The sequence below is a fragment of the Curtobacterium sp. 179-B 9B NHS genome (assembly GCF_045370965.1).
GTDB lineage: Bacteria > Actinomycetota > Actinomycetes > Actinomycetales > Microbacteriaceae > Curtobacterium.
The window spans coordinates 54,828-75,800 of record NZ_JBIQDQ010000008.1 but is presented as its reverse complement, the minus strand read 5'-3'; the positions used below and the strand labels follow the sequence as shown (position 1 = coordinate 75,800).

General features: G+C 70.5%; 18 protein-coding genes. 10 read left to right on the top strand and 8 right to left on the bottom strand.

What is annotated here, in order from left to right; genetic code table 11:
• Window positions 1-113: 113 nt before the first annotated feature.
• Entirely contained in the window at window positions 114-1,163 is a 1,050-nt protein-coding gene (locus ACH0A8_RS09030; protein ID WP_066655657.1) for a substrate-binding domain-containing protein, read from the bottom strand.
• A gap of 181 nt (window positions 1,164-1,344) precedes the next feature.
• On the opposite strand from ACH0A8_RS09030, the gene chvE reads away from it, so the two are divergent.
• From chvE to mmsB, 3 genes are all read left to right on the top strand, one after another.
• Window positions 1,345-2,478: a multiple monosaccharide ABC transporter substrate-binding protein gene (gene chvE, locus ACH0A8_RS09025; protein ID WP_066655659.1), complete on the top strand. Its 1,134-nt coding sequence runs from the start codon at window positions 1,345-1,347 to the stop codon at window positions 2,476-2,478.
• Between the two features lie 102 nt (window positions 2,479-2,580).
• Complete coding sequence (mmsA, locus tag ACH0A8_RS09020; RefSeq protein ID WP_066655660.1) at window positions 2,581-4,131, top strand: multiple monosaccharide ABC transporter ATP-binding protein; 1,551 nt, start codon at window positions 2,581-2,583, stop codon at window positions 4,129-4,131.
• On the top strand, window positions 4,118-5,299 hold the full coding sequence (gene mmsB / locus ACH0A8_RS09015) for a multiple monosaccharide ABC transporter permease (protein WP_066655663.1): 1,182 nt from the start codon (window positions 4,118-4,120) through the stop codon (window positions 5,297-5,299). Before mmsA ends, mmsB begins: the two co-directional genes overlap by 14 nt.
• Before the next feature lie 103 nt (window positions 5,300-5,402).
• Here the strand turns inward: mmsB and ACH0A8_RS09010 are convergent, their stop codons facing one another.
• Complete coding sequence (locus tag ACH0A8_RS09010; RefSeq protein ID WP_406907047.1) at window positions 5,403-6,683, bottom strand: alpha-amylase family glycosyl hydrolase; 1,281 nt, start codon at window positions 6,681-6,683, stop codon at window positions 5,403-5,405.
• 124 nt (window positions 6,684-6,807) lie between these two features.
• Here ACH0A8_RS09010 and ACH0A8_RS09005 point away from each other — a divergent pair, with 124 nt between their 5' ends.
• The 3 genes from ACH0A8_RS09005 (at window position 6,808) to ACH0A8_RS08995 (ending at window position 8,643) form a co-directional block, all read left to right on the top strand.
• Window positions 6,808-7,206, top strand: coding sequence for a DUF3253 domain-containing protein (locus ACH0A8_RS09005; RefSeq protein ID WP_066658549.1), 399 nt, complete (start codon window positions 6,808-6,810; stop codon window positions 7,204-7,206).
• 35 nt (window positions 7,207-7,241) lie between these two features.
• On the top strand, window positions 7,242-8,336 hold the full coding sequence (locus tag ACH0A8_RS09000) for an SDR family oxidoreductase (protein WP_406907019.1): 1,095 nt from the start codon (window positions 7,242-7,244) through the stop codon (window positions 8,334-8,336).
• 130 nt (window positions 8,337-8,466) lie between these two features.
• Window positions 8,467-8,643, top strand: a complete 177-nt coding sequence (locus ACH0A8_RS08995) for a CsbD family protein (protein WP_126891475.1) — start codon at window positions 8,467-8,469, stop codon at window positions 8,641-8,643.
• Window positions 8,644-8,708: 65 nt separating this feature from the next.
• Here the strand turns inward: ACH0A8_RS08995 and ACH0A8_RS08990 are convergent, their stop codons facing one another.
• Window positions 8,709-9,782, bottom strand: a complete 1,074-nt coding sequence (locus ACH0A8_RS08990) for a spore photoproduct lyase family protein (RefSeq protein WP_406907018.1) — start codon at window positions 9,780-9,782, stop codon at window positions 8,709-8,711.
• A 45-nt stretch (window positions 9,783-9,827) separates the two neighbouring features.
• Here ACH0A8_RS08990 and ACH0A8_RS08985 point away from each other — a divergent pair, with 45 nt between their 5' ends.
• On the top strand, window positions 9,828-10,157 hold the full coding sequence (locus ACH0A8_RS08985; protein ID WP_406907017.1) for a biopolymer transporter Tol: 330 nt from the start codon (window positions 9,828-9,830) through the stop codon (window positions 10,155-10,157).
• A 9-nt stretch (window positions 10,158-10,166) separates the two neighbouring features.
• On the opposite strand, the gene ACH0A8_RS08980 is transcribed toward ACH0A8_RS08985, so the two are convergent.
• From ACH0A8_RS08980 to ACH0A8_RS08965, 4 genes are all read right to left on the bottom strand, one after another.
• The gene (locus tag ACH0A8_RS08980; protein ID WP_406907016.1) at window positions 10,167-11,993 is read right to left on the bottom strand and encodes a glycoside hydrolase family 35 protein; all 1,827 of its coding nucleotides are present in this window, start codon (window positions 11,991-11,993) and stop codon (window positions 10,167-10,169) included.
• Window positions 11,994-12,068: 75 nt separating this feature from the next.
• The gene (locus ACH0A8_RS08975; RefSeq protein ID WP_251154530.1) at window positions 12,069-13,400 is read right to left on the bottom strand and encodes a sugar ABC transporter substrate-binding protein; all 1,332 of its coding nucleotides are present in this window, start codon (window positions 13,398-13,400) and stop codon (window positions 12,069-12,071) included.
• 102 nt (window positions 13,401-13,502) lie between these two features.
• The gene (locus ACH0A8_RS08970) at window positions 13,503-14,486 is read right to left on the bottom strand and encodes a carbohydrate ABC transporter permease (protein ID WP_066655680.1); all 984 of its coding nucleotides are present in this window, start codon (window positions 14,484-14,486) and stop codon (window positions 13,503-13,505) included.
• Window positions 14,483-15,418: a carbohydrate ABC transporter permease gene (locus ACH0A8_RS08965; RefSeq protein WP_066655681.1), complete on the bottom strand. Its 936-nt coding sequence runs from the start codon at window positions 15,416-15,418 to the stop codon at window positions 14,483-14,485. Before ACH0A8_RS08965 ends, ACH0A8_RS08970 begins: the two co-directional genes overlap by 4 nt.
• Window positions 15,419-15,606: 188 nt before the next feature.
• On the opposite strand from ACH0A8_RS08965, the gene ACH0A8_RS08960 reads away from it, so the two are divergent.
• The 3 genes from ACH0A8_RS08960 (at window position 15,607) to ACH0A8_RS08950 (ending at window position 19,150) form a co-directional block, all read left to right on the top strand.
• A complete protein-coding gene (locus ACH0A8_RS08960; protein WP_066655683.1) occupies window positions 15,607-16,635 on the top strand; it encodes a LacI family DNA-binding transcriptional regulator in 1,029 nt (342 codons plus the stop codon).
• A 63-nt stretch (window positions 16,636-16,698) separates the two neighbouring features.
• On the top strand, window positions 16,699-17,556 hold the full coding sequence (locus ACH0A8_RS08955; protein WP_209685686.1) for a 3-hydroxyacyl-CoA dehydrogenase: 858 nt from the start codon (window positions 16,699-16,701) through the stop codon (window positions 17,554-17,556).
• Window positions 17,557-17,641: 85 nt separating this feature from the next.
• On the top strand, window positions 17,642-19,150 hold the full coding sequence (locus ACH0A8_RS08950; RefSeq protein WP_209685684.1) for a GNAT family N-acetyltransferase: 1,509 nt from the start codon (window positions 17,642-17,644) through the stop codon (window positions 19,148-19,150).
• Between the two features lie 279 nt (window positions 19,151-19,429).
• On the opposite strand, the gene ACH0A8_RS08945 is transcribed toward ACH0A8_RS08950, so the two are convergent.
• Window positions 19,430-20,932 (bottom strand): alpha-N-arabinofuranosidase, encoded by a 1,503-nt coding sequence (locus ACH0A8_RS08945; protein ID WP_209685681.1) that lies wholly within the window; start codon window positions 20,930-20,932, stop codon window positions 19,430-19,432.
• Window positions 20,933-20,973: the final 41 nt, after the last annotated feature.

The following is a 20,973-nucleotide window of genomic DNA, read 5'->3' as shown; positions in this document are numbered from 1 at the left end:
GGCACCGCCCAGGTCGCACGACGTGCCGTCCGTCCGTGCGATGGACGGCACGTCGTCCGACCGGGACGACCGCTGGCGGCACGTCGTGCGACCGGGACGACCGGCGCCGCCGCTCAGGCGGAGCGCCGCACCACGAGCTCGGGCAGCAGCAGCGTCTCGTCGAGGGGCTCCCCCTCGACGACGGCCCGGACCGCCTCGAGCACCCGCTGCCCCATCGCCATGAAGTCCTGGCGCACGGTGGTGAGCGGCGGGGTGAAGTGCGCGGCCTCGGGGATGTCGTCGAACCCCACCACGGCGATGTCGTCCGGCACGCGGAGTCCCTCGTCGGCGAAGGCGTGCAGCACCCCGAGCGCCATCTGGTCGTTCCCGGCGAAGACCGCGTCGACCGCGTGCACGTCGATCGTCCGCGCCGCCGCGAAGCCGCTCGCCGGGGTCCAGTCGCCGTCGAGCACGACCGGTTCGAGTCCGGCGTCGCGCATGATCCGCCCGTAGGTCTCCCGGCGGACCTCGGACTCCTGGGACACCGCGGGTCCGGCGATGTGCACGACCCGGCGGTGCCCTCGGGCGAACAGGTGCTCCATCACGAGCGTGGTGCCCGCGGCCTGGTCGATCGCGACGGCGGCGACACTGCGTGCCGCCGGGGTCCGGACGGCGTCGCGCTGCACGGCGTTCGCGACGACGACCGGCACGGTGACCGGGATCGTCAGCGACGCGAGCGCGTCGAGCACGCGGTTGTCGGCGGCGACCAGCACGATCGCGGCGACGTCCTGCGCGAGCAGCGTGGTGAGCGCCCCGGACAGGTCCACGGGGCGCGGGTCGTCCGGCAGCGTCGAGAGCAGCACGTGGTACCCGGCCGACCGCGCGGCACGCTCGAAGCCGACCGCGGTGCTCGACGGTCCGTACAGCGCGTCGCCCGCGGTGATGATGCCGAGCGCGCGACTGCGTCCGCCGGCGAGGGCGCGGGCGGCGGCACGCGGACGGTAGCCGAGCTCGGCGACGGCGTCGGTGACCTGCGACCGGTAGGCGTCGCGGACGGTCGGATCGCCGTTGATCACGCGGGAGACGGTCTGGTGGGAGACCCCGGCGCGCTCGGCGACGTCGAAGATCGTCGGGGCCTTCCGGCGTCTGCCGCCGGGACCCCCGAGCGCGGTCGTTGTCGTCACGTGGCCGAGCGTAGCGTCCGGTCCGCTCGGCGCAACAACATCTCGGAACGGTCACGACGAGTTGACACCCCGGTACGGAACCCTCAGTATGTGAGCGCTCACACGAGCACATCCCACGGGGCACAGCAGCCCCAGCACCCGAGCGCGTCGAGGACGACGCGAGAGGAACAGAGGTACTTCGATGATGAAGCGCAGGATCATCGCGGGGGTCGCGGCCCTCGGCATCGCGTTCTCCCTGGCAGCATGCTCGGCCGGCGGCCGTGCGTCCACCGAGGGCGGCGGCGACACCGCGGACGGCAACAAGGGCGCCCTCGTCGGCGTCGCGATGCCGACCAAGGTCTCCGAGCGGTGGATCAAGGACGGCAACGCCGTCAAGAGCGACCTCGAGAAGGCCGGCTACAAGGTCGACCTCGAGTACGGCGACAACAAGGTCCAGCAGCAGGCCCAGCAGGTCAGCAACATGATCACCAAGGGCGCGAAGGTCCTGATCATCGCGTCGATCGACGGTGGTGCACTCTCCGACCAGCTCGACGCCGCCGCCAAGGCCGGCATCAAGGTCATCTCGTACGACCGCCTGCTCACCGGCAACAAGAACGTCGACTACTACGTGTCGTTCGACAACTACAAGGTCGGCGTCGACCAGGCCACCTCGCTCCTCACGGGGCTCGGCGTGCTGGACGACAAGGGCGAGAAGACCGGCAAGAAGGGCCCCTTCAACATCGAGGTCTTCGCCGGCTCGCTCGACGACAACAACGCCGGGTTCTTCTTCAACGGCGCGATGGACACCCTCAAGCCGTACCTCGAGGACGGCACGCTGAAGATCGGCTCCGGCCAGGACCAGCTCTCGCAGGCCGCCACGCAGCAGTGGGACCCGGCGACCGCCAAGGCCCGCATGCAGAACCTCGTCGCGTCGACGTACTCCGGCGGCACGAAGCTCGACGGCGTGCTCTCGCCCTACGACGGCATGTCGATCGGCATCATCTCGGCCCTCCAGGGCGCCGGCTACGGCTCGGGTGACCGTCCGCTGCCGATCGTGACCGGCCAGGACGCCGAGGCCGCCTCGGTCAAGTCGATCATCGCGGGCCAGCAGTACTCCACCATCTACAAGGACACCCGCAAGCTCGCGAAGCAGTCCGTGACGATGGCCGAGGACCTGCTCTCCGGCAAGACCCCCGAGGTCAACGACACCAAGAGCTACGACAACAAGGTCAAGGTCGTCCCGACCTACCTGTTCCAGCCCACGGTGGTGACGAAGGCCAACTACAAGGAGGTCCTCGTCGACAGCGGGTACTACACCGAAGCCGACCTCAAGTAGGACGCAACCATCCACAGGACTGGAGGCGCGGTGCACCCCCGCACCGCGCCTCCAGTCCGTCTCCACCCGCGCCCAGGCGCGGACGACGGAAAGGCGGTCCACATGGCGGACACCATCCTCGAGATGCGGGACATCACCAAGACCTTCCCCGGTGTGAAGGCGCTCCAGGGCGTCTCGATCGAGGTCGAGCGCGGTCAGGTCCACGCGATCTGCGGCGAGAACGGCGCCGGCAAGTCGACCCTGATGAAGGTGCTGTCGGGCGTCTACCCGCACGGCTCCTTCGACGGCGAGATCCTGCTCGACGGCAAGCCGGTGCAGTTCGGTGACATCAACGGCTCCGAGAAGGCGGGCGTGGTGATCATCCACCAGGAGCTCGCCCTCAGCCCGTTCCTGTCGATCGCCGAGAACATCTTCCTCGGCAACGAGCGCGTCAAGGGCGGGCTCATCGACTGGAACCAGACGAACCTCGAGGCGGCGGCGCTGCTCAAGCGCGTCGGGCTCAGGGACAACCCGGTCACCAAGGTCACGGACATCGGTGTCGGCAAGCAGCAGCTCGTCGAGATCGCGAAGGCGCTCTCGAAGGAGGTCCGGCTCCTCATCCTCGACGAGCCGACCGCCGCGCTGAACGACGACGACTCGGAGCACCTGCTCGAGCTCATCCGCTCGCTGCAGGCCGAGGGCATGACGGCGATCATCATCAGCCACAAGCTCAACGAGATCAAGGCGATCGCGGACAAGGTCACGATCATCCGCGACGGCAAGACCATCGAGACGCTCGACATGCACGCCGACGACGTCTCCGAGGACCGGATCATCCGCGGCATGGTCGGTCGCGACCTGTCCAGCCGCTACCCGGAGCGCGAGCCGAAGATCGGCGAGGAGCTCCTGCGCATCGAGGACTGGACCGTCCACCACCCGCTCGACGGCTCCCGCGAGATCATCCACCAGGTGAACCTGAACGTCCGCGCGGGCGAGGTCGTCGGCATCGCCGGCCTCATGGGCGCCGGCCGCACCGAGCTCGCGATGAGCGTCTTCGGGCACTCGTACGGCACCGGCATCTCCGGCACCGTCTACAAGCGCGGGGTGCCGATCAAGACGAACACGGTGACCCGGGCGATCGACAACGGCATCGCCTACGCCACCGAGGACCGCAAGCGGTACGGCCTCAACCTCATCGACGACATCAAGCGGAACATCTCCGGCTCGGCACTGGGCAAGCTCGCCGACTGGGGTTTCGTGAACGCCTCGAAGGAGACCACCGTCGCTGGCGGCTTCCTGAAGAGCATGAACATCAAGGCGCCGAACGTCGACGCCGTGACGGGCAAGCTCTCCGGCGGCAACCAGCAGAAGGTCGTCCTGTCGAAGTGGATGTACGCCGACCCGGACGTGCTCATCCTCGACGAACCGACCCGCGGCATCGACGTCGGCGCGAAGTACGAGATCTACACGCTCATCAACGACCTGGCCGACCAGGGCAAGGGCGTCATCGTGATCTCGTCCGAGCTGCCCGAGCTGCTCGGGATCTGCGACCGCATCTACACACTCTCCGAGGGCACGATCACCGCTGACGTGCCCCGCTCCGAGGCCACGCCAGAGGTCCTCATGCAGTACATGACCCAGGAACGGGAGACCCCAGTCAATGAACGCGCTTAAGTCCGCCGCCGGCTACCTCACCGGGCAGCTCCGACAGATCGGCCTGTTCATCGCGCTGATCGTCATCGTCATCTTCTTCCAGGTGGCGACGAACGGCATCACGCTGGCCCCGATCAACGTCTCGAACATCATCGTCCAGAACAGCTACATCCTGATCCTGGCGATCGGCATGGTCATGGTGATCATCGCCGGCCACATCGACCTGTCCGTCGGGTCGGTCGTCGCCTTCAGCGGTGCGATGGCGGGCGTCATGATCACCCAGTGGGGCCTCCCCTGGCCGGTCGCGGCGCTCCTCTGCCTGGTCGTCGGCGCCCTCGTCGGTGCCTGGCAGGGCTTCTGGATCGCGTACTTCGGCATCCCGGCGTTCATCGTGACGCTCGCCGGCATGCTCGCGTTCCGCGGCGCCACCCAGATCGTGCTGCAGAACCAGCAGATCTCGCCCTTCCCGGAGGGCTTCCGCTCGCTCGGCTCCGGCTTCCTGCCGTCGTTCGGCACCACGGGCTACGAGCCGCTCACGATGATCCTCGGCATCGCGGCCGCCGCCGTCATGGTGATCTCGGCCTTCCGGGGCCGCATCACGCGTCGCAAGTACCAGCTCGAGAGCGAGCCGTTCGCCTGGTTCATCGTGAAGACGGCCTTCGGCGCCGCGCTCGTGATCTACGTGGCGCTGCTCCTCGCCAGCTACAACGGCACCCCGATCGTGCTCGTCGTCCTCGGTCTGCTCGTGGTCGTCTACTCGGTCGTCATGCGCAGCTCGGTGTTCGGTCGCCACGTGTACGCGATCGGTGGCAACGCCCTCGCCGCGCAGCTGTCCGGCGTCAAGACCAAGCGCGTCACGTTCCTGCTCTTCGTGAACATGGGCGTCATCGCGGCCCTGGCGGGCGTGGTCTTCACGGGCCAGCTCAACCTGGCCGCCCCGGGTGCCGGCAACGGCTTCGAGCTCGACGCCATCGCGGCCGTGTTCATCGGTGGCGCCGCCGTCACCGGCGGCATCGGCACGGTGCCGGGTGCGATCGTCGGTGGTCTCATCATCGGCATCCTGAACAACGGCATGTCGATCCTCGGTGTCGGCACCGAGTTCCAGTCCCTCATCAAGGGCCTGGTGCTGCTCGCCGCCGTCGCGTTCGACGTGTTCAACAAGCGCCGGGCGGCGTCCGCCCGCAAGTAGCGGTCGATCCCCCTTCGCCGAGGCTCGGGTCGGCGGACAGTTCCGTGGTCGTGGGACCGCGGAACCGTCCGCCGGCCCGAGTCTCGTTCTGTACGCGGAAGCGTCAGGCGGTCAGGACGGCCCAGGCGGCGGCCGGGAGGCGCAGGGTGCCGTCCCGCAGGTCGCCCCCGCCCGCCTCGACCCGTGTCGCGTCGGCCGCGGGCACCTCCACCGGGTCGTCGGCCAGGTTCAGGGCGGTCACCACCGCGGCGTCGGCCGTCGCGGTGCGCAGGACCACGGCCGTGTTGGTCAGGTGGACGACGTCGGTGTGCGCCCGGTGCAGCCAGGGGTTCCGCCGACGCAGGGCGACGAGGGCCTCGTGCGCGTGGGTCAGGTCGTCCGGCTCGGGCGGCGTCGCGGGCAGCTCCGGACGGACGGCGTCGTCGCCACCCTCGCGTTCCTCCTTGACCCCGGTCCAGCCGTACTCGTCCCCCGCGTAGACCACGGGGGTGCCGGCCACGGTGAACAGCACCGCGGCGGCGTGCCCGGCGAACCGCTCCCCCACCGCGCTCGCGATCCGCGTCACGTCGTGGTTGCCGACGAACGTGGTGGGGACGAACGTCGCGAGCAGGGCATCGTGCCGCTCCACGGCGTGTGCCAGCTCGAAGCAGTTCCGGTCGGCGATCCCGTGCCAGACCGCCTGCCACAGCTCGTACTGCGTGGTGGAGTCCATCGTCGACGCCGCGACGATCGCAGCTGCGTCACCGTGGATGACCTCGCCGCTGAACCAGGCGTCGGGGTACTGCTCGCGCACCCGCGGCAGCACCCGTGCCCAGAACGACGGCGGCACGGCGTACGCGGCGTCGAGCCGCCAACCGTCGACCCCGCGGGCGAGCCAGTAGGTCATCACCTCGACCACCAGGTCCTCGGCGGCGCGGCCCTCGTGGTCGAGCGCGACGAGGATGTCGTGCCCCTCGAAGTCGCGGACCGGCACGGGGTCCCCTGCCTGCCAACCGGACCGTTCGACCGCGAAGAGCTCCGCGGTCGGGGCGTCCGGGCCCTGTTCCTCGAGCGCACGGAAGGCGGGGTGCTCGCGCCCGACGTGGTTGAACACGCCGTCGAGCACGACCCGGACACCGCGCTCGTGGGCGGCCCCGACCAGCGCGACGAGGTCGGCCTCGTCGCCGAGTCGGGGGTCGACCCGGAAGTGGTCGACGGTGTCGTACCCGTGCGTCGAGCTCGCGAAGACCGGCCCGAGCAGCAGGCCGTTCAGCCCGAGGGCGACGACGTGGTCGAGCCAGGGCACGAGCCGCTGGAGCCGGTGCTCGACCGGACGGTCATCGACGGGCGTCGTCGGACGGACCTCGGCGCCGACCGCGCCGAGCGGGTAGACGTGCCACCACATCTCGTGTTCGACCCAGGCGGGTCCGTGCGGGCGGGGGTCGTTCGGTTCGGGCTCCACCGGTCCGATCGTGCCAGCCGAGCCTGTGCTGTGGGTCGTGTCGGACCGCAGGACCAGGATGGTGCGCATGGGACGAGCGATCAGGACCGCTGCGGACGCCTCGGCATCGCAGGAGGCGCACGCGGAACGGACCTGCGCGTCGTGCGGTCGGCGGATGCCGTCGTCCGCCTCCCCCGACGCGAAGTGGTGCTCGGCTGCGTGCCGGAAGCACGGCGTCGACGCCACCGACCGTGCCCTGGAGCAGCGGATCGACGAGCTGCTCGCCGCCCGCGCACGGACGTCGAGCATCTGCCCGTCCGAGGTCGCGCGGTCCCTCGAGCCCGACGACTGGCGCCCCCTGATGGAGCCCGCCCGACGGGCAGCACGTCGCATGGTCGCGCGGGGTGAGGTCGAGATCACCCAGCACGGCAGCGTGGTCGACCCGTCCACGGCGAAGGGTCCGATCCGGATCCGACGCCCCCGGTAGGGAACACCTGTCGTCGGCGCGCGTTGCACCCGACGATGACGACCACCACAGAACCGACCCCCGCCCGCCCCGAAGCCCTCGTCGTGGGTGCCAGCGGCATCACCGGCTCCGCCCTCGTCGACCACCTGCTCGGTCTCGGGTGGGACGTGACCGCACTCTCCCGCCGCCCGCTCGCGCGCGACGGTGTCCGGACCGTCGCCGCCGACCTCCGCGACCCGGACTCGCTGACGGCGGCCCTCGCCGACGAGCGGCCCACGCACGTGTTCTTCACCGCGTGGCAGCGCCAGGACACCGAGGCCGAGAACATCCGCGTGAACGGCGGCATGGTCCGCGACCTGCTCGCCGCGCTGTCCCACGCGCCGCTCGCCCACGTCGCCCTGGTGACCGGGCTGAAGCACTACCTCGGCCCGTTCGAGGCGTACGCGGCGGGCGAGATGCCGGACACGCCCTTCCACGAGGAGGAGCCGCGGCTCGACACCCCGAACTTCTACTACGCGCAGGAGGACGAGCTCTTCGCCGCAGCCGAGCGCCAGGGGTTCACGTGGTCGGTGCACCGCTCGCACACCGTCATCGGGTACGCCGTCGGCAACGCCATGAACATGGGCCTGACCATCGCCGTGCAGGCCACCCTCGCGAAGGAGCTCGGCCTGGACTTCGTGTTCCCGGGCAGCGAGGCGCAGTGGAACGGGCTGACCGACATGACCGACGCCGGCATCCTCGCCGAGCACATGGTCTGGGCAGCCACCAGCCCCGAGGGTGCGGACGAGCCGTTCAACGTCGTGAACGGTGACGTGTTCCGGTGGCGGTGGATGTGGCCGCGTCTCGCCGCACACCTCGGCGTCGACCCGGCTCGGGTCGTCGGCTACCAGGACCGTCCTCGGCCGCTCGAGGAACAGATGGCTCCGCACGAGGGCGCGTGGGCCGGCATCGCCGAGCGGTACGGACTGGCCGAGCCGGACGTCACACGGCTGGCCTCGTGGTGGCACACCGACGCCGACCTCGGCCGGGCGATGGAGGTCGTGACCGACATGGGCAAGAGCCGCGAGGCGGGCTTCACCGCCTTCCGCCGGACCGAGCGGGCCTTCACCGACCTGTTCGACCGCTACCGCGCCGAGCGCCTCGTCCCGTAGGCGTACCCCGGCCGACCCGGTCGGGGTACACGAACCTCCGACCGGGCCGCGAGTCGGCGCCGACGCCCTGGTTGTCTCGGTTCCACAGACGCCGGGAGCCCTCGGCGGTTCCCGGAGGAAGGAAGACACCATGTCGCTCGGAGACAAGGCCAAGGACGTCACCCAGAAGGTCGCCGGCAAGGTCGAGGAGGCCGTCGGCAAGAAGACCGACGACGCCGAGCTCACGCACCAGGGCCAGAAGGACCAGGTCATGGGCGAGGGTCGCCTCGACAAGGAGAAGGCCAAGGACGCGTTCGACGGCAAGTGAGCCTCGCGCTCTGACGCCCGTACCGCTCGAGCGGTGCGGGCGTTCGTCGTTCCGGGGCGAGGTGCCTAGAAGGCGTACCGGATGCGGCAGGACGGCAGGTGTTCCGCCACCAGCTCACGGAACCGCTCGACGAGCTGCCCCTTCATGCCCGACCGGTAGCGCACGTTGACCGCACCGTTCTGCGACACCTTCTGCTCCTGCAGGTCGGGACGCCAGAGCAGGTCCTCGGCCTTCGGGTGCCAGCCGAGGTTGACCTCGTGCAGGGGCTGGTTGTGCGTCAGGAAGATCACCTCGGCCGCGAGCTGCGCCTTGGCCGCGGGAGACAGCACGTCGTCGACCTGGCGCAGCAGCTCGGCCCAGTCCGACTCCCACGTCGGCGTCAGGATCACGGGCGAGAAGTTGAGGTGCACCTCGTACCCGGCGTCCACGAAGTCGTTGACCGCGGCGATCCGCGCGGCGATCGGGCTCGTGCGGATGTCGGTGACCTTCGCGGTCTCGTGCGGCATGAGCGAGAACCGGATGCGCGTGCGGCCCATCGGGTCCCAGTCGAGCAGCTCGCGGTTGACGTACTTCGTCGCGAAGGACGCCTTCGCGGTGGGCGTCATCCGGAAGAGGTCGCAGAGGTCGCGCACGTTGTCGCTGATCAGCGCGTCGACCGAGCAGTCGCTGTTCTCGCCGATGTCGTAGACCCACGCGTCCGGGTCGCACTGGTTCGGCTCGGTCTTCGGCCCCTGCTTCGCGATGTTGCGCGCCACGTGCTTCGTGATCTGCTCGATGTTCGCGAACACCGTCACCGGGTTCGAGTACCCCTTGCGCCGCGGCACGTAGCAGTAGGCGCACGCCATCGCGCACCCGTTCGCCGTCGACGGGGCAATGAAGTCGGCGGAGCGCCCGTTCGGCCGGGTGACGAGCGACTTCTTCACGCCGAGCACGAGCGCCTCGGTCTTGATCCGGACCCAGCGCTGCACGTTGCGCTCGTCGCCGTGGACCTCGGGGATGTTCCAGTGCGAGGCGACCGGCACGATCTCGGCGTCCGGCCAGCGCCCGAGGACCTCCTGCCCGCGCGGGAGCTCGAGGGCAGCATCCTCGGCGTAGATCCGCTTGACGTCGAGCATGGGTCGCACGCGTGGTTCCGTCATCGACACCTGTCTACCGCCGACCACCGACGGTGCAGACTCGGGAGCATGACCGCCGAGCCCGACGACCACTTCTTCGTCGTGGACGGCCGCCGGTGGCGTCGCACCGACCCCGCGTTGCCCGAGGAGGTCGCCGCGGCACTGCGCTCGCACCTCGGCCGCGGGCGCAACGCCGTGCGGCAGGCGAAGCGCGCCGGCGACGAGGACGCCCTCGCCGCCGCCCGGCACCGGAACGGCCTGGCGAAGCACGGGCTCGGCGAGCGCGGCCCCGAGTGGTGGACCCGCCCCGAAGCCGACCGGATCGCCGACGCCGAGCGCGCCCTGGCCGACCTCGGCGCCCTCGACGCCCTCGACGCCCTCGACGCCCTCGACGCCTGACCCTGCCCGCTACGCCTCGGTGTGCCCCAGGTCGGGCTCGAGCAGCATGCAGACCGTGCGGGACGCCGAGGCGTGCAGCTCGAACACGACGACCTCGTTCCGACCGGCACGGAGCACCGGCCCCGGCACGGCCAGCGTCTGCTGCGGCCCGCGCGACCAGTACCGCCCGAGGCAGAACCCGTTCACCCAGGCGACACCCTTGCGGAAGCCGTCGAGCGACAGGTAGCGGTCCTCGGTGGACGTCAGGTCGAACGACCCGGCGGCGAGCACGGGCCCGGCCAGCACGTCACCGTCGGTGGGTACCAGCGCCGCGAGCTGGTCGACGGCCGCCGGTGCGATCGGGTCGAGCGCGAGCGGTGACGCCGACCACCGGGCGAGCGGCACACCGTCGACGGCCACGCCGCCGATCAGGCCCTTCGGCTCGCCGATGCGGGGGCCGTAGTCGACGCGCCCCTGGTCCTCGACGAGGAGCTCGAGCGTGCCGGTGACCGGCGGGAGCGCGATCGCCCGGTCGTGGTGCTCGCGCTCGAGGACGCCGACGACGACCCCGTCCACCGAGACGACCGCACGGTCGCGGACCTCGGTGCCGACGGTCAGGACGCCGCCGTCCGGCAGGTCGACCTCGGTGCGGTACAGCACGAAGCCGCTCGCGGCGCCGAGGGCGTCGAAGGTCGGCGGCTCGTCGTGCGTCGACCAGTCGGCGAGCGTGGGCAGCAGTGAGCGGAGCGACGCCACGCGGTCCAGGCGGACCGCGAGGTCCGTGGCTGGGGTGACCCGCGCCTCCCGGCCGCTCGAACGATCATACGATTCAAGGCGGCCCGACCCACCCTCCCGCATCGACTCGGGCAGCGGCGGGACGGGCGCGTAGCGCTCGATCACGGACCGGAACGCGTGGAACTTCGCCGTCGGGCGACCGGCCTCGTCGAGCGGAGCGTCGTAGTCGTACGACGTCGCGATCGGCCGGTACACGCCCTTGTCGTTCGCGCCGTTGGTGAAGCCGAAGTTCGAGCCGCCGTGGAACATGTAGATGTTGACGGAGCCGCCGGCGGCGAGCAGGTCGTCGAGGTCCGACGCCGACGCGGACGCCGGGGTGGTGTGGTGGTGCTCGCCCCAGCTGTCGAACCAGCCGTCCCAGAACTCCGAGCACATGAGCGGGCCGGTCGGCTGCGCCTGGCGGAGGCGCGCGAGACGCTCCGTGGAGCGGGACCCGAAGGAGCCGGTCTTGTGCAGCGAGGGCAGCGAGCCGTCCTCGAGCATCGAGTCCATCGGCTGGTCGACGCTCGTGAACGGGACGGTCAGACCGATGGCCCGGTGCATCTCCTCGAGCGCCCGCAGGTAGGACGCGTCCGAGCCGTAGGCGCCGTACTCGTTCTCGACCTGCACGAGCACGATCGGGCCGCCCTGGTCGATCTGGCGCGGGACGAGCACCGGCGCGAGGTGCTCGAGGTACTCCCGCACGGCGGCGAGGAAGCCCGGCTCGTTCCGGCGGACGCCGACGGTGCCGTCGGCGAAGAGCCAGTAGGGCAGGCCGCCGTTCGACCACTCGGCGCAGATGTAGGGCCCGGGGCGGACGATGGCGTGCATGCCCTCGGCGGCGACCAGGTCGAGGAACCGGCCCAGGTCGAGGCCGCCGGTCAGGTCGAACACACCGGGACGCGGCGCGTGGGCGTTCCAGGCGACGTAGGTCTCGATGGTGTTGAGGCCCATCAGCTTCGCCTTGCGGATCCGGTCCTGCCAGAGGTCCGGGTGCACGCGGAAGTAGTGGATCGCGCCGGACAGGACCCGGTGCGGCTCGCCGTCGAGCAGGAAGTCGGAGTCGCCGATGGCGAAGCGCATGGTGTGTCTCTCTCGTACGACGGGGCCGTGCGGACGTGGTGTCCGCACGGCCCCGGGGTGTGGGGAACGCGGGTGTTACTTGCTCTCGACCGTGAAGCCCTGGTCCTTGCCGTACTTCACGAGTGCCTTCTGCCAGGCCTCCAGACCGCCCTCGAGCGAGGTGCCGTTCTGGTAGGACTGCCCGACGGTGTCGGCGTAGACGCTGTTCGCGTAGACCTGGTACGGCAGGTAGGTGAAGTCGTTCGCCGAGGACTTCGAGGCGTCGACGAGGACCTTGTTGATCTCCTGGCCACCGAAGTACTCCGGCTTCTCGTCCAGGAACGAGCTCGAGTTCAGGTCAGCGGTCGTCGACGGGAAGCCGCCGGACTGCATGAAGACCTTCGTGGACTCCTCCGACGAGTTCAGCCACTTCAGGAAGCCGGCGGCGAGGGCCGGGTTCTTCGACTGCTTCATGACGACCTGCGAGCTGCCGCCGTTGCTGGCGGTCTGGGCCTGGCCGCCGTCGTAGGTCGGCATCGGGGCGACGCGCCAGTCACCCTTTGCGTCCGGCACGCTGGCCATCAGGTTGCCGGGCATCCAGGCGCCGGTGACCATCGTGGCGATCTGGCCGTTGCCGAGCTGCTTGTACCAGTCGTCGGTCCAGCCGGTGGTCTTCGACAGCAGGCCCTGCTCGACGAGCTGGTCCCAGGTCTTCGCCCACTTCTGCGTGCCGGCGTCGTGCAGGTCGATGGTGATCTTGTCGCCGTCGGTCGTGAACGGGGTGCCACCGGCCTGGGCGATCATGCTCGTGGTGAAGCCGGCGTCGCCGGAGTCCGCCGCGATGTACTTCGACGAGTCCGCCTCGTGCAGCTTCTTGCCCGCGGCGATGTACTCGTCCCACGTCTTCGGCACCTCGATGCCGTACTCGTCGAAGACCTTCTTGTTGTAGAACAGCGCCATGGGGCCGGAGTCCTGGGGCAGGCCGTAGACCTTGCCGTCCATGGCGACGTTGCTCCAGGTGCCCTTCGAGAACTTGCTCTCGAGGTCGCCGAAGCCGTACGACGACAGGTCGACGAGCGAGTCGGACAGGGCGAACTGCGGCAGCGCGTAGTACTCGACCTGCGCGACGTCGGGAGCACCCGAGCCGGCCTTGATCGTGTTCTGCAGCTTCGTGTACTGGTCGGCACCGGTGCCGGCGTTGACCAGCTTGACCTTGACCTTCGGGTACTGCTTCTCGAACGCGGCGACCTGGTCCTTGGCCGAGGGGGTCCAGGACCAGTAGGTCAGCGTGCCGCCGTCCTTGAGGGCCTTGTCGATGTCGTCCGCCGAGCCGCCGGCGGAGCTGCCGGAGGCGCAGGCGGTCATCGCGATGGCGGCGGTGACGCCGATGGCGAGGGCGCTGAGCCCGCGCCGGAGACGCTTGTTCATGGGTTGCCTTCCACTTCTTCGTGATCTGGGGCTGGGGTGGTGCTGCTGTGTCCCGGTCGGGAGGCGCGTGGCGGGCTGCCGGCGCGCCTCCCGTCCGGAGGGTCAGGCCTTGACGGAACCGGCCGCGAGGCCGGACTGCCAGAAGCGCTGGAGGAAGAGGAACGCGACCACGATCGGGATGATCGTGAGGAGCGATCCGGTGACGACGAGGTTGTAGATCGGCTGCGCGCCGGAGCCGGTGGCCTGGGCGTTCCACTGGTTGAGGCCGACCGTGAGCGGGTACCACTTCGGGTCGCTCAGCATGATGAGCGGCAGGAAGTAGTTGTTCCAGGTGGCGACGACCGCGAAGAGCAGGACGGTGACGACACCGGGCGTGAGGAGCTTCAGCGCGATGGTGAAGAAGATCCGGAACTCGCCGGCGCCGTCCATGCGGGCGGCCTCGATGAGCTCGGTCGGGATCGCGTCGATCGCGTAGGTCCAGATGAGGTACATGCCGAACGGGCTGATGAGCGACGGCAGGATGATCGCCCAGGGGGTGTTCGTCAGGCCGAACTGCGAGAAGAGCAGGAAGGTCGGGACGGCGAGGGCGGTGCCGGGGACGGCGATCGCCCCGAGGACGACGGCGAAGACCGCGCGACGGCCGGGGAACTGGAACTTCGCCATGCCGTAGCCGGCGACCGTGGCGAGCAGGGTCGCGCCACCGGCACCGACGACCACGTACAGCAGCGTGTTGCCGAGCCACTGCAGGAAGATGCCGTCGTTGTAGGTCAGGGTGTCGACGATGTTCTGCCAGAGGTTGAAGTCGCCGCCGAACCACAGGCCGAACGTCGACAGCAGGGACGCCTGGGTCTTGGTGCTGTTCACCAGCAGGTAGAACAGCGGTGCGAACGAGTAGACGACGAAGACGACCATCACGGCGGTCAGGAGACCGGAGCGCTTCACCTTGCGTCCGTCGACCGGCTTGCCGGCGCGGCGCGACCGGGAGGCGCGGGTCGCCCGGTCCCCCGGGTCGCGCTGGGTGGTGGTCGCCTCGGTGACCGTGGCCGGGCTGGTCGCGCCGGCGGCGGGCTGCTGCAGGGTGCTCATCGGTTCTCCTGGCGGGTTCCGCGGACCTGGACGACGTAGGCGATCACGGCGGTGATGACACCCATGACGATGGCGACGGTGGCGGAGTAGTTGAACTGCTGGCCACTGAAGGACAGCGAGTAGGCGTACATGTTCGGGGTGAAGGCGCTGCCGATGACGTTCGGCGCGAGCGTCTTCAGCAGGTTCGGCTCGTTGAAGAGCTGGAAGCTGCCGATGATCGAGAAGATCGTCGCGATGACCATCGGGCCGCGCAGGGCGGGCAGCTTGATCGAGAAGACGGTGCGCAGCGGGCCGGCGCCGTCGAGCTCGGCAGCCTCGTAGAGCTCACCGGGCACGACGCGCAGGGCGGCGTAGAAGATCAGCATGTTGTAGCCGAGGAACTCCCACGTGACCACGTTGCCGATCGACGTGAGGACCCAGGTCGGGCTGAACGGCTGGAGCAGGTCGATGCCGAGCGCGCTGTTCGCGGCGCCGGTGAGACCGAACTGGTTGCCGTAGATGAAGCCCCAGATGAGGGCGGCGACCACGCCGGGCACGGCGTACGGCAGGAACACGGCGATGCGGAAGAACCCGGTGCCCCAGAGCCGTGCGCTGTCGAGCGCGAGGGCCGCCACGAGCGCGAGGCCGAGCATGATCGGGACCTGCACGACCAGGAAGAGTGCCACGCGACCGAGGCCCTCCCAGAACTGGGCGTCCTGGAACAGCTGCACGTAGTTGGCGAACCACACGAACTGGTTGCCGCCGATGAGCTGGTCGCGGAACAGGCTGAGCCAGAGCGCGTAGCCGATCGGCACGATGAGCATCGCCACGAGGACGACGACGAAGGGGCCGACGAACAGCCAGCCGGTGTACCGCCCCCGGACCTTCGGGCGGCGAGCGGTCGGCCGCGCCGGCGGTGCCGCCTCGGCCGGGCGCGCTGCGAGCGTGCTCATGTGACTCCCTTGTCTGCTGCGTTCGGGTTCCGGACCGGGCACCCGACGGTGCCCACGGGTCGTGCCCTGCCTGCGCTGGCGCGGATCCGGAGGACGTCGATGTTGACGTCAACATCGAACGACGTCACCGTAGCATGGCAACGTCAACATGCACTAGCGTTCGGGGAAGTCGAACGGAGGGAACAGCGTTGTCGACCGATCTGACCGCACCGCGCCGTGCGCCGTCGCTGGCCGCCGTGGCCGACGCCGCCGGTGTCTCGATGCAGACCGTGTCGCGCGTTGCCCGTGGCTTCGACAACGTCAGCCCGGACACCCGGGACCGGGTCCAGCGCGCCATGGACGACCTCGGCTACCGGCCGAACCGTGCGGCTCGTGCGCTGCGGTCCGGGCGCTTCCGGACCATCGGCGTGATCATGTTCACGCTCGCGTCGTTCGGCAACATGCGCACGCTCGAGGCCATCTCGGCCGCTGCGGCCGCCGCGGACTTCACCATCACCCTGCTGCCCATGGCGTCGCGTACCGGCGAGGGCGTCCGCACCGCGCTCTCCCGGCTGCACGAGCAGGCGGTCGACGGCGTCGTGATCGTCATCGAGTCGCACATCATCGACACCGCCGAGGTCGTGCTGCCGAGCGGTGTCCCGCTCGTGGTCGTCGACTCCGCGGGCACGACCGACCGGCCCTCCATCGACATCGACCAGGCCGAGGGCGCACGGCTCGCCACGCAGCACCTGCTCGACCTCGGGCACGAGACCGTCTGGCACGTCGCCGGACCCACCGCCTCGTACTCCGCGGAACGCCGCCTCGTCGCGTGGCGCGAGACGCTCGAGCACGCGGGCCGCAGGGTCCCCCGGGTCCTCCCCGCAGGGTGGTCGACGGCCGACGGGCACCGCGCCGGGCAGGAGATCGCGGCGCGGCCCGAGATCACCGCCGTCTTCGCGGTGAACGACCAGACCGCGCTCGGGGTCCTCCGGGCGGCGCACGAGGCCGGTCGATCGGTGCCGGAGAGCCTCAGCGTGGTCGGCTTCGACGACTTCCCCGAGTCGGAGTCGTTCTGGCCGCCGTTGACCACCGTGCACCAGTCCTTCGACGAGGTCGGGCGGCGGGCGGTCGCGACGCTGCTGGCGCAGATCGAGGGCACCCCCGTCCGCACGTCGACCGACCTCGTGCCGGTGCGCCTGGTCGAACGGGCGAGCACGGCACCGCCGCCGCGGGCCTAGGCGCCCGCGTCGGGTCAGGCGCTCGCCCGCGCACTCCCACGGGTCGGGAGCACACTGGGCACCATGACCACCTTCAGCTCCGTCACCGTGCTCGGCGCCGGCGTCCTCGGCACCCAGATCGCCCTGCAGACCGCCCGACACGGCATCCCCGTCGTCGTGTACGACATCAGCGAGGACGCGGTCGCCGCCGGTCGTGAGCGACTCGCGGGCATCGTCGAGCAGTACCTCGGCGACGTCGGGCAGGACGCCCGACCGGACGCCGGCGCCGCCGTCGCGCGGATCACCTTCGACACCGACCTCGCCCGGGCCGTCGGTGGGGCCGAGCTCGTCGTCGAGGCGGTCCCCGAGCGACTCGAGACCAAGCGCGAGGTCTACGGCCGGCTCGCCGAGGTGGCGCCGGCGGAGACCGTCTTCGCGACGAACTCGTCGACCCTGCTGCCGAGCGCGATCGCGGACGCGACCGGCCGCCCTGACCGCTTCCTCGCGCTGCACTTCGCCAACCACGTCTGGCGGCAGAACACCGCCGAGGTGATGGGGACCGAGCAGACCGACCCCGAGGTGTTCGAGCGCGTCGCGACGTTCGCCGAGGAGATCGGCATGGTCCCGATCCGCCTGCACAAGGAGCAGCCGGGCTACGTGCTCAACTCCCTGCTCGTGCCGCTCCTCGACGCCGCCGCGGGCCTGGTGCTCCGCGGGGTGGCCGACCCCGCCACGATCGACACCACCTGGCAGATCGGGACCGGCAGCCCGGTCGGGCCGTTCCGCATGTACGACGTCATCGGGCTCCGCACCGCGCACGCGGTCGCGAGCGCATCCCCCGAGCCCGGCGCGCAGGCCTGGGCGGCGTACCTGCAGTCGGAGTACCTCGACCAGGGCAAGTACGGCGTCGAGTCGGGTGAGGGGTTCTACCGCTACCGCTGACGCGAGCAGGCCTGACGCCAGCAGGCCTGACGCGAGCAGGCCTGCCGTTGCGCACGCCGGACGTGAGCACCCCTAGGATCTCGGGATGGAACTCGTCGCCCCCTCCCCCGAGTACTACCCGTCCTTCCGCCGCGCCCTGCAGGAGTGGGACGGTGCCCACCAGGACGGCGCCGGGATCCGGGACGCCGCGGCGCTGCAGGACCGAGCGGGCTTCGAGCGCTGGGTCGACCAGCTCCTGGCCGAGGAGACGACCCCGGCCAGCCCCGACCACGTGACGTGCACCTACCGCTGGATCGTCGAGGGCGACGAGTACCTCGGCAGCATCGCGCTGCGGCACGAGCTCAACGACTTCCTCCGCTCGTACGGCGGGCACGTCGGGTACGGCGTCCGGCCCTCCGCCCGGGGCCGGGGCCTGGCGTCCGCGGCGCTCGCCGAGGTCGTCCGCGCGGCTGCCGAGCGCGGGCTGCCCGAGGTCATGCTGACGTGCGACGCGACGAACCCCGCGTCCCGCCGGGTCATCGAGCACGCCGGCGGCCGGTACGAGCGCAGCGTGGTCGACCCGGACGGGCACACCCTGCTCCACCACTGGATCCGCACCGGTGCGCACGCGCACCCCGACGTCACCGAGGTGGACATCGTCGGCGGCCCCGAACCGCTGACCGTCGGGCTCCAGGACCACGATCCCGCCTGGTCCGCCCGCTACGAGGAGCACCGTGCACGGATCGCCCACGCCCTGGACGGCCAGCACGTCACGATCGAGCACATCGGCTCGACGTCCGTGCCGGGACTCGCCGCGAAGCCGATCGTCGACGTCGCGGTCGCCGTGCCGGACGTCACCGACGAGGCCGCGTACCTCACCCCGCTGCTCGGCGCCGGCTACGAGCTCCGGGTACGCGAGCCCGGGCACCGCCTCGTCCGCACGCCCGAGCGCGACGCGCACGTGCACGTGTACGAGCACGGCGCTGCCGAGCTCGACGACTACCTGCTGCTCCGCGACCAGCTCCGCCGCGACGACACCGACCGGCAGCGGTACGAGGACACCAAGCGTGCGCTGATGGAGCGGTCGTGGGACGACACGAACGCCTACGCCGACGCGAAGACCGCCGTGATCACGGACATCCGGTCCCGAGCGCGCGCCGCGGTCGTGCGCATCCGTCCGGTGCGGTCGACGGACGCCGCTGCGTGGCAGGCCCTGTACGCCGGCTACCGCGCGTTCTACCGACTGCCGGAGGACACCGAGGCCGTCCGGACCACCTGGCAGTGGGTGTCGACGGGTGCACACGGGCTGACCGGCCTGGTCGCCGAGGACGCCGACGGCCACCTGCTCGGGCTCGCCGACCTCCGACGGTTCGCCCGCCCGTCGTCGGCGACGACCGGCCTGTACCTCGACGACCTGTTCACGGCTCCCGACGCCCGGGGGCGCGGCGTCGCGACGGCACTGCTGCACGAGGCGGCGGCCACCGCCGCTGCCGAGGGCGCGAGCGTCGTCCGCTGGATCACCGCCGAGGACAACGCGACCGCGCGGGCGGTCTACGACCGCGTCGCCGCGGCGACCCCGTGGGTCACCTACGACATGCGGCCGTCCGCGGACTGACCGAGCGGCGGACGGGAGGCTCGCGGCCGGACCGCACCGCGCCTGCCGTCCGGCACGTCCCGGGTCGGGAGGTCCGTGGCGGTACCGCACCGCGCCTCCCGTCCGGCCCGCGCCGGCACGCTCCGGCAGGCTCCGGCAGGCTCCGGCCCGCTCCGGCCCGCTCCGGCACGAGCGAAGGGCACCGGTCCGCTCGCGCGGGCCGGTGCCCTCCGTGCTCACTCGACGCTCACCGGAGCGCTCGCCGAGGCGTTCGTGCGCCGACCGTGGTCGGCGGTCGGGTCAGCCGATCGACACCGCGGTCCAGGAGACCGGGGGCAGCTCGATCGTGATCGTGTCGCCCTCGCGACGGACGGTCTCGTTCGTGCGGAGTCCGACGCGCTCGCGGCCCTCGAGGTCGTTGACGGCGTGCACGTCGTCGTCCCAGATGCCCTCGGCGCGGACGTCACCGTCGGCGCCGATGCCGGCCAGGTCGATCGTGACGGTCGTCGACTCGGTCTGGTGACGGTTCACCAGGAAGACCGCTGCCCTGCCGTCCTCGACCGTCGCGGCGGAGTCGACCACGGGGACCTCGCCGTACTTGCCGCCGTCGACCGTGTCGCCCGAGGCCTTGACCTGCAGCGACGTGCCGTTCGCGAGCTTCGAGGTGAGCGAGAACGGGAAGAACGTCGTCTGGCGCCAGGCCGGGCCGCCGGGCTCGGTCATGATCGGGCCGATGACGTTGACGAGCTGCGCGAGGCTCGCCGACGCGACGCGGTCGGCGTGCCGGAGCAGCGAGATGAGGAGCCCACCGACGACGACGGCGTCCGCGACGGTGTAGACGTCCTCGAGCAGGCGCGGCGCGACCGGCCAGTCCTGCAGCTCGAAGGTCTTCTGCTGCTCGTTCCACTTGCTGATCGACCAGACGTTCCACTCGTCGAACGAGATGTCGATGCGCTTGTCCGACTTCTTGTGCGCCTTGACGTGGTCCGCCGCGGTGGTGACGGTGTCGATGAAGTGGTCCATGTTGACGCCCGAGGCGAGGAACGTCGACATGTCGCCGTCCTCCTCGTAGTAGGCGTGCGCCGAGATGTAGTCGACGTCGTCGTAGGTGTGCTCGAGGACCGTGCGCTCCCACTCGCCGAACGTCGGCATCGAGGCGCCGGACGAACCGCAGGCGACCAGCTCGAGGTCGGGCTGGATCTGTCGCATGGCCTTCGCGGTCATGGCGGCGAGCTTGCCGTAGTCCTCGGCGTTCTTGTGGCCGAGCTGCCACGGGCCGTCCATCTCGTTGCCGAGGCACCACATCTTGATGGCGAAGGGCTCCTGGCGGCCGTTCGAGCGGCGGTACTCGCTGAGCGCGGTGCCGGCGTCGATGTTCGCGTACTCGAGGAGCTCGATGGCCTCCTGCGTGCCGCGGGTGCCGAGGTTCACGGCGAGCATGAGCTCGGAGTCGACCGCGTCGAGCCAGTGCTGGAACTCGTGCAGGCCGACCTCGTTGGTCTCGGTCGAGTGCCAGGCGAGGTCGAGGCGACGGGGGCGCTGCTCGACGGGCCCGACGCCGTCCTCCCACTTGTAGCCGGAGACGAAGTTGCCACCGGGGTAGCGGATCGCGGAGACGTTCAGCTCCTTGACGAGGTCGATGACGTCCTTGCGGAAGCCGTGCTCGTCGGCGGTCTCGTGTGCCGGCTCGTGGATGCCGTCGTAGACGTGGCGCCCGAGGTGCTCGACGAACCCACCGAACAGGCGACGGCGCACCGGCCCCACGGTGAACGCGGCGTCGAGGACGAGGTGTGTGCGAGGCATGGATCTCCTTTGATCAGCGTGGGGGCTCGTGGTGCGACGTG

What these genes read in the sequence shown, in the direction of transcription:
- ACH0A8_RS08970 (WP_066655680.1), bottom strand. Translation starts at nt 14,486, where the DNA reads ATGAGCACCCTGCAGCAGCCCGCCGCCGGCGCGACCAGCCCGGCCACG.
- ACH0A8_RS08975 (WP_251154530.1), bottom strand. Translation starts at nt 13,400, where the DNA reads ATGAACAAGCGTCTCCGGCGCGGGCTCAGCGCCCTCGCCATCGGCGTC.
- ACH0A8_RS09010 (WP_406907047.1), bottom strand. Translation starts at nt 6,683, where the DNA reads ATGTGGTGGCACGTCTACCCGCTCGGCGCGGTCGGCGCCGAGGTCCGT.
- ACH0A8_RS09005 (WP_066658549.1), top strand. Translation starts at nt 6,808, where the DNA reads ATGGGACGAGCGATCAGGACCGCTGCGGACGCCTCGGCATCGCAGGAG.
- ACH0A8_RS08985 (WP_406907017.1), top strand. Translation starts at nt 9,828, where the DNA reads ATGACCGCCGAGCCCGACGACCACTTCTTCGTCGTGGACGGCCGCCGG.
- ACH0A8_RS08965 (WP_066655681.1), bottom strand. Translation starts at nt 15,418, where the DNA reads ATGAGCACGCTCGCAGCGCGCCCGGCCGAGGCGGCACCGCCGGCGCGG.
- mmsB (WP_066655663.1), top strand. Translation starts at nt 4,118, where the DNA reads ATGAACGCGCTTAAGTCCGCCGCCGGCTACCTCACCGGGCAGCTCCGA.
- ACH0A8_RS08980 (WP_406907016.1), bottom strand. Translation starts at nt 11,993, where the DNA reads ATGCGCTTCGCCATCGGCGACTCCGACTTCCTGCTCGACGGCGAGCCG.
- ACH0A8_RS09000 (WP_406907019.1), top strand. Translation starts at nt 7,242, where the DNA reads ATGACGACCACCACAGAACCGACCCCCGCCCGCCCCGAAGCCCTCGTC.
- ACH0A8_RS08990 (WP_406907018.1), bottom strand. Translation starts at nt 9,782, where the DNA reads ATGACGGAACCACGCGTGCGACCCATGCTCGACGTCAAGCGGATCTAC.
- ACH0A8_RS08995 (WP_126891475.1), top strand. Translation starts at nt 8,467, where the DNA reads ATGTCGCTCGGAGACAAGGCCAAGGACGTCACCCAGAAGGTCGCCGGC.
- chvE (WP_066655659.1), top strand. Translation starts at nt 1,345, where the DNA reads ATGATGAAGCGCAGGATCATCGCGGGGGTCGCGGCCCTCGGCATCGCG.
- ACH0A8_RS08950 (WP_209685684.1), top strand. Translation starts at nt 17,642, where the DNA reads ATGGAACTCGTCGCCCCCTCCCCCGAGTACTACCCGTCCTTCCGCCGC.
- ACH0A8_RS08945 (WP_209685681.1), bottom strand. Translation starts at nt 20,932, where the DNA reads ATGCCTCGCACACACCTCGTCCTCGACGCCGCGTTCACCGTGGGGCCG.
- ACH0A8_RS08955 (WP_209685686.1), top strand. Translation starts at nt 16,699, where the DNA reads ATGACCACCTTCAGCTCCGTCACCGTGCTCGGCGCCGGCGTCCTCGGC.
- mmsA (WP_066655660.1), top strand. Translation starts at nt 2,581, where the DNA reads ATGGCGGACACCATCCTCGAGATGCGGGACATCACCAAGACCTTCCCC.